This is a genomic window from Pseudomonas sp. Z3-6, from assembly GCF_051131985.1.
Classification (GTDB): domain Bacteria; phylum Pseudomonadota; class Gammaproteobacteria; order Pseudomonadales; family Pseudomonadaceae; genus Aquipseudomonas; species Aquipseudomonas zanjanensis.
In genome coordinates this window covers 1,781,814-1,795,918 of the sequence record NZ_CP071644.1, presented here as the reverse complement: position 1 = coordinate 1,795,918, position 14,105 = coordinate 1,781,814, and the positions used below count along the sequence as shown (strand labels likewise).

The 14,105-nt window shown below is 56.4% G+C and carries 10 protein-coding genes; 4 read left to right on the top strand and 6 right to left on the bottom strand.

The annotated features are described in order from the left end of the window. Window positions 1-188: 188 nt before the first annotated feature. The gene (locus tag J3P88_RS08105; RefSeq protein ID WP_186728746.1) at window positions 189-512 is read right to left on the bottom strand and encodes a sel1 repeat family protein; all 324 of its coding nucleotides are present in this window, start codon (window positions 510-512) and stop codon (window positions 189-191) included. Window positions 513-1,605: 1,093 nt separating this feature from the next. Here J3P88_RS08105 and J3P88_RS08100 point away from each other — a divergent pair. The 3 genes from J3P88_RS08100 to J3P88_RS08090 all read left to right on the top strand — a co-directional run bounded on the left by J3P88_RS08100 (window position 1,606) and on the right by J3P88_RS08090 (window position 4,008). Beyond that, window positions 1,606-1,830 carry a hypothetical protein gene (locus tag J3P88_RS08100; protein ID WP_008051046.1) on the top strand — a complete coding sequence of 75 codons (225 nt, stop codon included), beginning with the start codon at window positions 1,606-1,608 and terminating at the stop codon, window positions 1,828-1,830. A 276-nt stretch (window positions 1,831-2,106) separates the two neighbouring features. Then, on the top strand, window positions 2,107-2,589 hold the full coding sequence (locus tag J3P88_RS08095) for a hypothetical protein (RefSeq protein ID WP_434574629.1): 483 nt from the start codon (window positions 2,107-2,109) through the stop codon (window positions 2,587-2,589). Between the two features lie 144 nt (window positions 2,590-2,733). After that, window positions 2,734-4,008, top strand: a complete 1,275-nt coding sequence (locus J3P88_RS08090) for an OmpP1/FadL family transporter (protein WP_434574628.1) — start codon at window positions 2,734-2,736, stop codon at window positions 4,006-4,008. A gap of 88 nt (window positions 4,009-4,096) precedes the next feature. Here the strand turns inward: J3P88_RS08090 and J3P88_RS08085 are convergent, their stop codons facing one another. The 3 genes from J3P88_RS08085 to J3P88_RS08075 all read right to left on the bottom strand — a co-directional run bounded on the left by J3P88_RS08085 (window position 4,097) and on the right by J3P88_RS08075 (window position 6,495). Then, window positions 4,097-4,648, bottom strand: coding sequence for a glutathione peroxidase (locus tag J3P88_RS08085; protein WP_434574627.1), 552 nt, complete (start codon window positions 4,646-4,648; stop codon window positions 4,097-4,099). Between the two features lie 181 nt (window positions 4,649-4,829). Further along, window positions 4,830-6,038 (bottom strand): MFS transporter, encoded by a 1,209-nt coding sequence (locus tag J3P88_RS08080; protein WP_434574626.1) that lies wholly within the window; start codon window positions 6,036-6,038, stop codon window positions 4,830-4,832. A 52-nt stretch (window positions 6,039-6,090) separates the two neighbouring features. Beyond that, window positions 6,091-6,495 (bottom strand): MarR family winged helix-turn-helix transcriptional regulator, encoded by a 405-nt coding sequence (locus tag J3P88_RS08075; RefSeq protein WP_434574625.1) that lies wholly within the window; start codon window positions 6,493-6,495, stop codon window positions 6,091-6,093. A gap of 494 nt (window positions 6,496-6,989) precedes the next feature. On the opposite strand from J3P88_RS08075, the gene J3P88_RS08070 reads away from it, so the two are divergent. Then, window positions 6,990-7,265: a helix-turn-helix transcriptional regulator gene (locus J3P88_RS08070; RefSeq protein ID WP_434574624.1), complete on the top strand. Its 276-nt coding sequence runs from the start codon at window positions 6,990-6,992 to the stop codon at window positions 7,263-7,265. A 151-nt stretch (window positions 7,266-7,416) separates the two neighbouring features. Here J3P88_RS08070 and J3P88_RS08065 read toward each other — a convergent pair whose 3' ends face one another. Both J3P88_RS08065 and J3P88_RS08060 read right to left on the bottom strand, forming a co-directional pair. Then, window positions 7,417-9,066 (bottom strand): fibronectin type III domain-containing protein, encoded by a 1,650-nt coding sequence (locus J3P88_RS08065; RefSeq protein ID WP_434574623.1) that lies wholly within the window; start codon window positions 9,064-9,066, stop codon window positions 7,417-7,419. A 382-nt stretch (window positions 9,067-9,448) separates the two neighbouring features. Next, window positions 9,449-14,044 (bottom strand): RHS repeat domain-containing protein, encoded by a 4,596-nt coding sequence (locus J3P88_RS08060; RefSeq protein ID WP_434574622.1) that lies wholly within the window; start codon window positions 14,042-14,044, stop codon window positions 9,449-9,451. Window positions 14,045-14,105: the final 61 nt, after the last annotated feature.

Below are 14,105 nucleotides of genomic sequence, written 5' to 3'. Positions count from 1 at the left end.
AGCCAATTCGGTCTGGGCAGTGGCGGCTTGGCGTTGCAGGTGCCAGGCCAGTGCCAGCAACGGCACCGCGGCGCCTGCCAGGCCAAACAACAGGCTGGTCAAATCCATAGCCATGACAATTCCTGCCGATCAAATAAAGCCCGAAGGTTAACCAAGCGGCTGGGGGTTGCCCAGCGCAGTCTGCGATTTCAGTCTTCGATTTCACCGAGGGCCCGGCGGGCACGATCATCGCCGGCCCGGGCGGCCTGGCGCAGCAGGTCGTGACCGATGCGTCGATCCCGAGCGTTGCCGCATTCACGGCACATCAACTGCCCGAGGCGACTTTGCGCAGCCACCACGCCTTCACGGGCCGGTTGCTTGAGCAAACGACCGGCCAAGTGCTTGACGCTGGGGCTGTCCCCGAGCCGCGGGCTGTCGAGCAGCCACTCAGCCACCCGCATCGACATACGCTTGGGTGGGGTAACACCAGAGGGTGCTGAAGTAACAGGATTTGATACTGAGCGAAACTTCATAAAACACTGTGGGACAGATCGGAAGGCGCGCCACTTTACTCCTTTTTTCGTACGGGTAAAGCCGAAAAAAAACCGGCACGCCCGTGCTAGAGCAAGCGCTTGGGACAATCCACAGAAGCTGTGGATAACTCAGTGGACAACCGACCCTGAACTCGCGCAAAGCCCTGTGGAACGGGGCCTGCGCTTAAACTGACGATTTTTTCACCAGTAAAAAAAAGCGATGTTTTTCATTGACTTAAATTTTGGATACAGGCAGCCACCCCGGATTGTTTCGACATGACAGTAAGGTGACAGGTGGTGCGGCGAGTGTGCACAAGTAACAGCTGAACGGGTTATAACGCTGCTATTTTTTGGCGCATCTGGCGGTATGAAGCTGGGGATAACCTGAGGCCATGGGCGACGCGTGGGTAACCTGACCACACCAGCAGTCGTTGGGATCCTGTGCTACGCCTTCGTTCTTGGATCGGGTTGAAAACCAACCCGTGGCGAGGGAGCTTGCTCCCGCTGGGCCGGGCTGGCGCTCCAGCGCGCAGCGGCCCTTTCTTTTGGGGCTGCTGCGCAGCCCAACGGGAGCAAGCTCCCTCGCCACAGGCCATGCCCGACTTGCTGCCAGGGCTAATTTGAATATTTTTCAACCATCCTCTTCCCTTCATGGGATCGATCCGTTAGTATCCGCGACGTTAGTACCAAGCTGAAAGTCAATTCCGGGTCGAACACATCTCCGCGGTCAGCCACCCTCCAAAGGACGCTCACCGAAAAAAGGAGACCGCCCCCCTCGATGGTTTCCAGGTAAACCTTGCGCCAACACAGCCTTCGATCGAATGCGAAGGGTGTTGCCAGGCTCATTACTCTGACCGAACCAACCTGCAAAATTGATCAGGATCTTCACCCCGGGCCCAGAACCTTTGCCCTCGATGTGTTGCCTGCCCTCCTAAGTACCTACCTGCCAGCCCAAGCGCGCACTTCATATAGCGCTCAAACTGGCTGCTTTGTTCCAGTCGGGTTCTTCGTTCGACCAATGGTGGTCGACGTTACTGGAACGTTTTAACGTTGCACGGTTCTTAACCGTGTCATTTGTAGGAACACCCATAACATGTCTACTCAAATCCAGACACAGGATGCCATCCGCACCCTAACCAACGCTTTTGCTCCAATGAACTGCCTGATCATGGCCGCTCGCAAAGGCTGCTTCAGCTTCACTCTGGTCAACGAACACGGCATCGCCCGTCACAGCGAACGCCTGTACCCCGACCAGTACTCCAGCGCCGAACCGCTGCAGGCCGTGATCGAGCGTACCCGTCAGGCACTGGTTGCCTGAGACGCCAGCAAGGCTGAAACCCCCAAGGCCCCGCCCATAAAGCGGGGCTTTTTATTGCCTGAAATTTCTCGATAAAGCGAAACGGCGTAAGCACCAAGGGATATAACAGTTATAACCGTTCGCCGAAGATGTTTTAAAAACAGTCCTTTACAGCGGGAATATGACACTACACTTCAAGTCAAGCGGCATGATCCGCTTCTGGCGGGGCCTGGACCGATCCACTGCTGCCAAGCCCACACTCTTCAGGCTCCGCCCACCTCACATCACGAGGATTTTATGGGTATCGCTGCCAGCGAACTGTGTCGATATGTGATCCGCCCGACGCTCCTCTACCTGGAGTGTCACAGCGCAACCGCGGAATCCTTGTTGCTGGGCATTGCCGCCAGCCAGTCGGCCCTGGGTTCTGCCCTGCATGATCGACGCGGGCATGGCCTGTATCGCATTACCGAAACCCGACACCAGGCACTCTGGGATCATTACCTGGCGCGGGACCCGGAACGCGCCAGCCTGGTACGCGGCCTGGCCAGCCAGCACGCCTTCCTCAGCGGCCCGCACCTGGAATTGACCGTCAACCTGCGCTACGCCACCGCCATCGCCTGGCTGTTGGTGGAGGAACAGAACCCCGCGCTTCCCGACGCCGATGACCTGCTGGGCATGGCCCGCATCTGGCGCCAGACCTTTCACCCCCAAGGGCGCCTGCGAGATTTCACCTGCGCTTGGCGAAGCTGTGTTTCACCACTGAATCAGGTCGCTTGCTGACGGTAAATTTCGAAAGTTCCTACAACGGTCGCGAATCTGGTCGGATTGTCCTACAAAACCGCTCTAAATCAAGCCATCCAGGCTATAGCGCTTGAACGAAAATGTTGGTAATTTTCGCCCCGGTGATCACCAGGAGTTCTAACAATGAAAAAAATGATGCTCAAAACCACACTTGGCCTTGCCGTTACCTTGGCATCCACGCAACTTTTCGCCAGTGGCTTTGCCTTGAACGAACAAAGCATCAGTGGCATGGGCACTGGTTTCGCAGGTCGTTCTTCCTCTGCCGATGACGCCAGCACCGTGTTCGGCAACCCTGCCGGCATGTCGCGCCTCAAGCGCCAGCAAGTCACCGGTGGTTTCGCCGCCATCGATGCCTCGACCGACATCGACGATGCCAGCGGCACCCAGTCCGGTACCAACAAGGGCGACATGGTTCCGCTCACTGGCGTTCCGATGGGTTATTACGTCAAGCCTATCGATGATCAATGGGCGTTCGGCTTGGGTGTCTACGCACCGTTCGGCTTGATCACCGACTACGAAAATGGTTTCCAGGGCCGGAGTTTCGGCAGCAAGAGCGAAGTCAAAGTCGTCACGTTCCAGCCAACCGTCAGCTATGCCTTCAACGACAAGGTATCGATCGGTTTCGGCCCGACCATCAACCGTATTTCCGGCTCCCTGGAATCGCAGCTCGGCGTGCCAGGCTTGCCTGAGGCCGGCGTGGAGATCAAGGGTGACGATATCGGCTACGGCTACAACATTGGCGTACTGGTCCAGGCAACGGACACCACGCGTGTTGGCCTGACCTATCACTCCAAGGTCAAGTACAAGCTTGAAGGTCACACTGAAGTGAACCCAGGTGCAGGCACTCCTCCTCCCGTACTGAGTGGCGCACGCTACGACGCTTCGCTGGACATCACCACGCCTGAATCGGTGGATTTTTCGGTTACCCAGCAAATCAATGATGCCTGGACCGTCTACGCCGGCAGTACCTGGACTCGCTGGAGCCGCCTGAAAGAAATCACCGTGGAAAACGAAGGCACCAGCACTGGCGGCGGTTTCGTGAACCCTGTTTTCGGCACCATCACCGAAGAGCAAAACTGGCACGACACCTGGGCCTACGCCATCGGTACCTCCTACCAGTTGAACAAGCAGTGGGTACTGCGTACCGGCCTGACCTTCGACCAGGCGCCGACCAACAACACCGATCGCTCGCCACGCATCCCGACCGGCGACCGGACCATCTTCAGCCTGGGCGCCGGTTGGAGCCCGACCGAAGACCTGACCATCGACGTAGCTTATTCCTACCTCAAGGAAGAAAAAGTCAACGTCAGCGGCAGCAACGCCCTCGGCCAGTCCTACAGCGCCAAATACGAAAACAGCGCCAACGGTTTCGGCGTGGGTGCAACCTACCGCTTCTAATGTTTCGCGGCGAACCTGAACTCTCGCCACCTGAAGCAAAAAAAGCCCCGCTCTCTGCAAAGAAGCGGGGCTTTTTCGTGACGAGCAATCAGGGTTTTGAGGCGATGGCCGTCTCCACAGCCTTGATGAAATCCGGATCGTCAGGCTTGATCCGACTGGAAAAACTGCCAACGACTTTACCCTGGCGGTCCACCACGTACTTGTAGAAATTCCACTTCGGCGCGGCGGATTGTTCAGCCAAGTGCTTGAACAGCGGTATCGCGTCGGCGCCGCGCACCGGCTGTGGTTCGGTCATGGTGAAGGTCACGCCGTAATTGACGTAGCAGACCTTGGCGGTTTCAGCCCCGTCCTTGGCTTCCTGCTTGAAATCATTGGACGGCACGCCCAGCACCTGCAAGCCTTGGTCCTTGTAGCGCTGGTTGAGCGCCTCGAGGCCTTTGAATTGCGGGGCGAACCCACAGAAGCTGGCAGTGTTGACCACCACCAGGGGCTTGCCGGCGAAGCTCTGGCATAAGTCGACGGTTTCCTTGGCCCGCAGCTTGGGCAACGAGCCTTCCAGCAACGGCGGGCAATCGGCGGCCCAGACTTGCCCGGCCACAGCCAGCAACAGGGCGGGAACAGCAAACCAGCGCATCAACATGTCGGTTTTCCTTAAAAGCATGCCAGACCACGACGTTACTCGCCGCGTCCGATGCCGTCCATTGTTCAGCAGGTACCCATTCCCAATTGCATCAAGGCCAAGCCGCCCTGATGCCAGCCCCACCAGGCGAACGCCAGCAGCAGGCCGGCACCAGCAGCGATCAACCACGGGCCGACGCGACTCATGCCGCACCGACCTGGACTTGCAGGCGCGCTACCGGCCGTTCACGCACCGGCCAGTTCAACGCCGCAGCCAGCAGGCTGAGCAGGATCGATACCTGCCAGATCAAGTCGTAGCTGCCGGTCCGGTCATACACCACCCCGCCCAACCAGCCACCGAGGAACGAGCCCAACTGGTGGAACAGGAACACGATCCCACCCAACATCGAAAGATTTCGTACGCCAAACAGGGTCGCTACCGTGCCATTGGTCAACGGCACCGTCGACAGCCACAAAAAGCCCATCGCCATGCCAAACAGGTACGCCGTGGTGGTCGTCACCGGCAGCCACAGGAACAAACCGATCACCACCGCCCGCATCAGGTACAACCCGGTCAACAGGCGCGGCTTGGACATGCGCCCGCCCAGCCAACCGGCGGTGTAGGTGCCAAAGATGTTAAACAGCCCGACCAGGGCCAGCACAGTGGTGCCGACACTGGCGGGCAGGTGTTGGTCCACCAGATAGGCCGGCAGGTGTATCCCGATGAAAACCACTTGGAAACCACAGACAAAAAAGCCCACGGCCAACAGCCAGAAACCTGAATGACCGCACGCCTCGCGCAACGCTTCGGACAGGGTTTGCTCTTTGCCGCTCAGCGGCGCCGGCGCATCCTTGAGCATGCTCACCAGCGGCACGATCAACGCCACCAACAGCCCCAGCGCCAGCAGCGCCGCCGACCAACCGAGCCAGCCGATCAACCCCAGCGTACCCGGCAGCATGGCGAACTGGCCGAAGGAACCGGCGGCACTGGCGATGCCCATGCCCATGCTGCGTTTTTCCGGCGGCACGGCCCGTCCGACCACGCCCAGGATCACCGAGAAAGACGTGCCCGACAGGCCGATGCCAATCAACAGACCCGCGCTCAACGACAAGGACCATGGCGAGTCGGCCATGCCCATGAATACCAAGCCGACGGCATAAAGAACCCCGCCGATGAGCACCACTTTCGCCGCACCGAAGCGGTCTGCCAACGCGCCGGTGAACGGCTGCGCCAGGCCCCAGATCAGGTTCTGCAAGGCAATGGCGAAGGCGAACACCTCTCGGCCCCAGCCGAACTCGGCACTCATGGGCGCCAGGAACAGGCCAAAGCCATGCCGCACGCCCAGGGACAACGCCAGGATCAGCGCGCTGCCCACCAGGACCCAACCACAGGTACGCCACATCGATGTCATTCTTGTTCTCCAGTCGTGGGTATATACCCACTTATCATCGGACGAACCGGCTTCACGCCAGTTCATCCAGCAAGGCCAGTAAAGTAGCGCGCTTTTCCGCGCCCAGCTTATCGATCAGTTTCTGTTGCGCCGCATCCCAGGCCGGCAGCGCTGCCGCCAAGCGGGCCCGGCCCGTCTCAGTGAGCACGACGATACGGTTACGCAAGTCATCGCCCTCGGCCAACGCCACCAGCCCCTCGCCTTCAAGCACCCGCAGGTTGCGCCCCAGGGTGCTGCGGTCCAGGCCCATGGCCTCGGCCAGGGAGGAAATACTCGGCTGGTCCAGGCGCGCCAGGTTGTTCAGTAAAGAATACTGGGCAACGTTGATCCCGAAGCCGTCGAGGGCGCCGTCGTAATACCTGCTGACGCCACGGGCGGCACGACGCAGGTTGATGCACAAACATTGGGAAGGAAGCATGGTGCGTGTATATACCCGGGGTTGGTTGAATGCAAATTCTAAATGAAAAATCCGCGCCCGTTCGCACTGAACAATTGACTAATCCGTGGCGAGGGAGCTTGCTCCCGCTTGAGTGCGCAGCACTCATAAAAAAGGGGGCTGCTGCGCAGCCCAGCGGGAGCAAGCTCCCTCGCCACGGATTCAATCTGACCCCGTGAGCAGCGTCGTGCCCATCCCTTTATCCGTTCTTGCGCTTTTGATCGTCGTCTCGCATGGACAGAAAAAATAATAAATATCAACCGCTTGGGCATTAAAGGCTTTCCAATAACACCTTATCGAGATTCAGGACCTGTAATGTCTGACAGGTTTCAGCTGGTTTGGATCGAGCTATAAACGAAACCGTGCCTCCAGCCCTGCCTCAGGGGTTGAAGATGGGTCGTGTGAACCATGCCATCAAGTAGTAGGAGATTCCGCTGCCCCCACGCCATCATTGATGATGAATGGGAGTTTCAGTCATGTACCACAGCACCGTGATTTCTGGACGTTCGTCGCCATACCAGGACCCTCTCCATTCCACAGAGAGCAACCCACCTCAAGCGATACGACTCACCAAACGTGAAAAGGAATTCCTGCAATGGAGCGAAGCCGGCAAATCTTCCTGGGAGATTTCCATGATCGTCGATTGCAGCGAAGCCAACGTCAATTATCACTTCAATAATATCCGCCGAAAATTCGGCGTCAGCTCGCGGCATCTCGCGGGCAAGATTGCCCGTGAACGCGGGTTGATCTGAGCGCTTCGATGGGGTGCCTGCAGCGGTCTGGATGTGCTTGGACATTGTAGAGGCATCAACGAATCTGAACGACAGGCCTGGACGCCGCGACACGCTCGGCCTCAGCACTTGTGACGATACGCGATTGTCGCATAGGCCCCCTTCCAGACAGTCAGCTTTTGATTTCAACTGCTATTGAGGCTGGCTCGGACGCGTTACCGGAAATATCCAAAGCACAGACGTCAAATACGTATGTACCCGGAAGCAAATCGACAGCGGTGTAGCGGGTAAGCGGAGTGGTGTCGAAATATTCAAGATTATTGTAGATGACATAGCCACACATCCCGATGTCGTCTGTTGATTCCTCCCAAGACAGCGTCACGGTGTCGGATGATGACGCAATTTCACGCAAATTTTTAGGCACACTGGGTGGCTGGGTGTCCTTGGGGATATAAATAAGATTGACCGACTCTGACAACTGTCCAAAGTAGTCAAATGTTTGTAACTTTATTGAATATTCCATATCTGGAATTAGACCAGTTAATTTCCAACTGGATGCCAAAGCTACATTCTTATACTCTCCATCAATATTGATCCTCGTCCCCGACGTCACCTCGCCCTCTCCAAGTGTCCACCGCAACACAACAGACGTAGAAGTCAGTGGCGTGATACTGACATCGGTGGGAGCAAGAGGGGGAGGAACTGGCGCCTCTCCCAGGGTCTTGAATGTTGTCACCGGGCCAGGAACTGAAAGATTCCCATCGGCGTCCCGTGCGCATACGAAAACCCAATAATAGGCTCCGCTGACTAACCCTAGGATCTTCTGATGGGTAACAGGACTAAGGAAAATATATGGGATACCGTTGACAAACACTCTATAACCCGTCACTCCTACATTGTCACTTGACGGCGGCCAGGCCAGATCCACCGAACGGTCAGTGATGTTCGTCGCGACAGGCTGTCCAGGTCGAGTGGGAGGCTCGACATCATGCAATATCGTTTCAAACCTCGTGGTTTCCGATATCTGCTCATCAAGTTTAGCGTAGACCGCAAAATCGAATGAGTGCGGAGGCGCCCCAGGAGATAGTTCAGCCAGATTAAAATTAAAACCCAGAAAGCCCGCAGTAAAAGTTCTACCATTTATTGAAACCTCATGAGTCGGCCATACACCGAACATGGGATCCCACGAAAGCCTGCATATTCCGGCATGGTGTTTCAGCTTTAAATTTGACGGCGCCCTCAATAAAGTCTTGAAGGTTATATTTGCAGGCTCTGACGAACCTGCTGCATTAATTGCGACGACCTTGACATGATAATTAGCACCACTTCGCAAGTGCTCGATATTGAACAAAGGCTGATCGACCTGGCCTATTAGAAAATCATTGAGATAAATTCTATAGCGAGGGTTTCCAAGATTGCTTATCGACGGTCTCCACTTAAGCTTCGCCGACCAAAATGATATATCGCTTACGTCCAACTCTCCCGGCTGGCTGGGGGGAGCAGGCCTTATGCGCAGGAAGTGAACACTGGGTTGCGATACGATGTTCCCGGCTGCGATTGCCTTGATGTAGACGGTGTACGGGACATCGGTTGCCAGGCCCGTTATTTCGCAAGGCGAGCCGTCCACTATTTTTGCCGGGAAACCCTCTACGACCACCTCATAACCAATGACGTTGGGGCATAAAGGGCACGCGGAATAGGGCTCATCCCAACTCAGCAGGACACTGGACAACGTCTGCGTGTCTCTCACATAGCCTGGAGCACAAAGGCGCACAGTCACCGCAGCGCTAACAGAATCGCGGAGAGGAGACGAACGATTCATAGTAACTTCACCCCACAGAGCTGATTTTGGTCAGGCGGCCTAAGGCGTCGTAGTCCAAAAGACGCCCCTCTTCGTCCTGAATCATATGTCCGTCGGCGCCATACTCGAGCAATATTTCGGATGGGTATCCAGGGACTCCTCTCATATTGGTCACTTTGCGCAATTGAGGGTTCGCTCGATCAATGCAACGAGGGTTGATCTGAGCGTTCCGGTGGTGTCGTTGCAGCGGTCGTGATGTACTTGAACTCTCTGAGTGGGCAAGATCAGCGGGATCAGTCATTTAGCATATGCTCAATGAAACCCAAACTGGAGAGCGAAAAGCTGGGATAACAACGTTTAACTTAGTTGCTATCCCGAACAATAGATCAGTTAACTATAGCCATCACCCAGATAACTTTTTTTCACCACTAGTTCTCTGGGTTCTTATTCGCTGGTTATCCTCGGCTGCTTGTTGTTTATGCTCCCTAAGCTTCCTTCTTTTTTCAGCCGCCATTCGTTTGTCATAGAATTTTGCTTTCACCTCGATTTCTTTAGCGCGGTACTTGGTAATACCTATTTTTCCTACATTTTCTTCCGCAAATTGAAAGTCATCAGCGGTTGACTTCGCGTTACCAATGAGACTTCTGTATTTGTCAGTATCCTCCGGAACGGCTTGGGCATCTTTGTAATAGTTAAGCGCTGTTTTTTTGAGATTAACAACATGTTTACTCTTGATAGTTGTTAACGAGGCCGCCCTATTTTTATGTGGATTCGTGACAAAGCTCGTTGGAAGTGTTTTAGCAACAGGAGATGCAGTAGTTGTTCTAAAACTTCGAAGAAGCCATCCCCAAGGACTATGCCCCGTCGGATCCACATAATTAATCGGATCCCCCTCGCAATACATGTACGCGTTCAAGCCCCCCTCACCAAACGGGCTCAAGTCGTCCGGACTGTGAAACTTCATCAACACCGGATTGAACGCCCGATATCCCTGCCCCAGCAAATACCAACCGGTCTGCGCCTCCCGCCGCTCGCCGTTGTAACCCAGGTGGCCGCTGACCGCCTCCTCCTCCGCGCGATGGCCATACGGCGCATAAACAACCTCCTGGGTTGCATCCTGATTGATTTCCCATAACACGCTGTTCTTGCTATCACCGGCCAACAATAACGACTTTGGGTCAGCACCCGCCTGGCGCTCGGCGAGCACGACACCTTCCGCGCGGATAAAAGTGCTGCTGTCGGCGCCTTTGACCTGACTCGACAATTCGCCGTCCTGGTAAAAGCGCTGCTCTTTCCCGCTCCCATCGTCCAGGCCGGTCAGTGTGTCCAACGGGTCGTAGCTGTAGCCAGCAGGGGGTTCACCCGACAGGCCACTGACGGAAATCAACCGGCCGAGGGGGTCGTATTCGAGCGTACGGTTTTCTTCGTCGCGGATCAGATGGCCGTCGGCGTCATACTCCAGCACTATTTCAGATGGGTATCCGGGGACTCCCGTATTGGTTACTTTGCTCAATTGCGTCGGGTCCTTTGTGTCGTCATAGGTATAGACAGCAACATTGGTACCTTCAGGAGACGTGGTATTCACACGGATCAGGTTGTCCAACGCATCGAATCGGAACAACTGACGGAGAATGGTTTTACCGTAAGGACCCACAGGCGGTTCGCTGCCCTCACAGGTATAGAGCACCAAGCGCCCGCGCGGATCGTATTCGTATGTTTCCTTGCGCAATAGCGTCTCGCCCTGGGACAGGGTTCGCTCGATCAATGCGTCAACACTGTTATATACCTGGGTCAGTTGCTGCTCGACGCCACCAAGATCAAAGTTTCGCTGTGTTTCACGCCCCAACCCGTCGTACTGCAGGTTGATTGTCACGCTCTTCCCGCCGTCGCCGTCCTGGGTGCTGATAGAACTGAGCTGCCCCAGGCTATCGTAAGTAAAACCCGAAGAGAGAGTGTCGTCCAAACAGGTTTGCTCCAAACGATTAGCGTTGTCATAGGTATACGACTGGGTCTGTTCCAGCACATTTGTATAAGTTTCTAATAAACCTAGTCGACTGTGCTTATAGTGCATCGCATAAGTATCCGCCCCCTGTACGCGCGTCTCACTTTTCAGTTCGCCGGTCGAGAAGTATTCACGTGAAAGTTCCAGTCCACCTTCCGTGCAGCTGACCAATCGAGCGTTTTTACGGTCACGCACATATTCAGCCGTGACATCGCCAGGTAGGCGCCGCTGGCTAGGCTCCTCACCCAACTGAGGTTGATACACATAATGGATAAGTTGATTGCTGGCGGTCGTCAGCGTCGCCGGTTGAGTTTGCCCCGGGTCGTAGGTAAACGTTTGCTTGCGCCCACCCGTGATTGACTCGACCCGGCGCCCCAATCCATCGAAAACCTGTTGGCCCAATTCAATACCATCGACGCTTATTTCCGTGGGCAGGTCTTCCGAACTATGCAGCGCATAGCTGCGTCGAACCGTAGCACCGCCAGGAAGAACCGTGGCGACCATACGGTCAAAGACATCGTAGGTGTATTTTGTAGTCGCATCGCGAGCATCGGTTTCCTCGGCAGTTCGTCCGAGTCCGTCATAACCATAGCGGTGCCGACTGATCAACGTTCCGTCGGTCTCGAAGCGCTCTACCTGATCGGGTTTCTCCAGCAAGTTCAAGTAGGTCACCGTTTTACCGCTGACCTTCGCCTCAGTGTCGGTCCCTTCCCGCCAAGCGGTCTGGATAGGGCCTTGCCATAGCTCAGAACCAATCGGATTCGTTTCCTCGTAGACCTTGACTCCGTCCGGTCCGGTGACACTGCGCTGCGCCCCCCACCCGTCGTACTCGTAGGTGGAGGCCAACGCCGCCTGCTGCTCATCGCGCCAATCGTATTGAGTTTCCTCGGTCAGGTTCCCAAACACGTCGTAACTCGCCGAATACGTCTGACGGAACTCTTCGGCGCGCACAGGGTTATCGGCGTCCTGGCGCTCTTCATACACCGGACGGTTAAGCCCATCTACCCGTGTCCGGGTCTCCACACCCTTGACGTCGGTGACCAATTGCTCAGCCCGCTGTCCGTCCAGGGCGGTCAATAGGTACGAATACTGGCGTGTTGCTTCGAACTCCGGTTCGTCCGGCGCGACGGTTTCGGTCACGACGCGAGTCAGGGCGTCGTACGTGTAGCGAATTTTCACTTCATTGTCGTCGCGAGTCAGCAATGGCTGGCCGTGAAGCAACGAGTCTTCACTGACGATTGTTTTTCGAACCTCGCTATCGGGCGCGTCATCGTAACCGATGTAGGTTTCAGTGGTTTCCAACACGGTTTCACCGGCCAGCGCGCTGGGGCCCTTGTCGTACTCATACAAGGTCGTACTGGTGGTGCCATTGAGCAAGGTTTGCTGGCTGGCCAGGCGGCCATGCAAGAATGGATCGTCGGTCAGTTCATGGTAACTGCGCAAGGTCTGCTGCAAGGTGGTTTCGTTGGCGCCTTCCACCTGCATCAGGGTTTCGCTGTCCATCGCCAGCCAGTCATCCAGCCCGCTGCCGCTCAGCGGCTTGTGCGCGCTGTAGCGCAGACGGGTGCGCAGTGTTGGCGCGCCCGGCTCACCCTGGGATGATGGATACACCGTAGTGTCTTTGAGGTTGCGTTCGAAACGGTCCGCCGGGCAACCGTCCTCGCCGTTCTTGGAATAGTAGGTGTAGACGGTCCTGATACCGTTGGGCTCAACTTGTTCGGTATGGTTGCCCTGGTCGTTGTAGGCGCTGCGGGTGATTTCAGCGCGGTATTGGGTCGCGTCGTTGTCCAACTCCCAACTGGTGGTGACTTCCTTGGGAAACTGGAACTGCGGCACTTGGCGCTCGAACGGCACATCCTCGTCGTAATACCGGGTCCTGACGCGCTTGACGCAATGTTCCTGCAGGGTTTTTTCTTCCACCAGCAAGTGGAAACGGTTGTAGCTGCGTTCGACTGTGCGTGCCACCTGGCTGCCGACCATCAAATTGGCGGTGCTACCGTATTCATAGCTGGCCTGCAGTTTGTACAGCGGGTCCATCCCATCTTCCCAACTGACGGTTTCACCAGCACCGAGGAAGTTATGGCTGGTGTAGCTGAATTCCACCTCGATCATCGTTTCATCGGCGTTCGGCTGGCCGAAATCGGGGTAGCTGCGATGGCGGGTGACCCGCGGCAGGTTGGGGCGCACGACGCCGTGCGGATACGGGTGCCCGGTGTCGGCGTACTCGAGGGTTTCCAGTCCGCCGACCGGTGTCTTGATTTCGTGCAGGCACAGGATGTTGCGGATCGGCCCGTTGCCATAGCCAAAACGCCAGGAGCCTTTGTCGGGCGTGGGCAAGACAATCTCGGTGACCCAACCGCTGGTGTTGAGCTTCATTTCATAACGCGCCAGTGCGGTGCCATTAGGGCCATCGGGCCGCACGAGGATCTCGACCCACTCGTCATAGTCGTCACGGTTGATTTGCAGCAGCTCGCCCTGAGCATCGCTGATGCTGTGCAGGCACTGTCCGCCACGGAACGACTTATAGGCAAACGTGAGGCTATGACCGGCGGGCGATTTGACGTACTCGGGCAATGCTACCCGGGTGAGAACGCCGCCGACCAGAAGCTCTTCGACCATCCCCGACTTGTGCAACACGCGGTAGCGCTCGCCGCTGAGGTTTTCGAAGTGGAAGGTATCGAGTTTTTTTTCCTTGATGTCCGGGAGAGGAGCGCTGCCGGTCACTTTGAAGGTCTCCCCGGTACTCAACGCCAAAATATCGTCGGAGAGCGTGAACTGGCTCAGGTTCAGGTTCCAGCCGACCCCGAACCCGGAGTCCAGGGTGTTGATTGGGCTGAAGGTCAGGTTCAGAGGGAACGCCGGGCCGCACAGCCAGTTACTCTGGACCTCGGGCAGGTTGATGGAAACGGTGTATTGCCCGGTGCGCGGGTCGACACCACCTTGTACGTAGCTCATGAAGCCGAAGGCTTGGGAATGTACGACGCTTGAAGTTGTCATGCTACATATCCTCAAAAATAACGATTCAACCTCTCTCAGCATTCGCAATGCAGGCAATAGA

What these genes read in the sequence shown, in the direction of transcription:
- J3P88_RS08100 (WP_008051046.1), top strand. Translation starts at nt 1,606, where the DNA reads ATGTCTACTCAAATCCAGACACAGGATGCCATCCGCACCCTAACCAAC.
- J3P88_RS08105 (WP_186728746.1), bottom strand. Translation starts at nt 512, where the DNA reads ATGAAGTTTCGCTCAGTATCAAATCCTGTTACTTCAGCACCCTCTGGT.
- J3P88_RS08060 (WP_434574622.1), bottom strand. Translation starts at nt 14,044, where the DNA reads ATGACAACTTCAAGCGTCGTACATTCCCAAGCCTTCGGCTTCATGAGC.
- J3P88_RS08085 (WP_434574627.1), bottom strand. Translation starts at nt 4,648, where the DNA reads ATGTTGATGCGCTGGTTTGCTGTTCCCGCCCTGTTGCTGGCTGTGGCC.
- J3P88_RS08090 (WP_434574628.1), top strand. Translation starts at nt 2,734, where the DNA reads ATGAAAAAAATGATGCTCAAAACCACACTTGGCCTTGCCGTTACCTTG.
- J3P88_RS08075 (WP_434574625.1), bottom strand. Translation starts at nt 6,495, where the DNA reads ATGCTTCCTTCCCAATGTTTGTGCATCAACCTGCGTCGTGCCGCCCGT.
- J3P88_RS08080 (WP_434574626.1), bottom strand. Translation starts at nt 6,038, where the DNA reads ATGACATCGATGTGGCGTACCTGTGGTTGGGTCCTGGTGGGCAGCGCG.
- J3P88_RS08070 (WP_434574624.1), top strand. Translation starts at nt 6,990, where the DNA reads ATGTACCACAGCACCGTGATTTCTGGACGTTCGTCGCCATACCAGGAC.
- J3P88_RS08095 (WP_434574629.1), top strand. Translation starts at nt 2,107, where the DNA reads ATGGGTATCGCTGCCAGCGAACTGTGTCGATATGTGATCCGCCCGACG.
- J3P88_RS08065 (WP_434574623.1), bottom strand. Translation starts at nt 9,066, where the DNA reads ATGAATCGTTCGTCTCCTCTCCGCGATTCTGTTAGCGCTGCGGTGACT.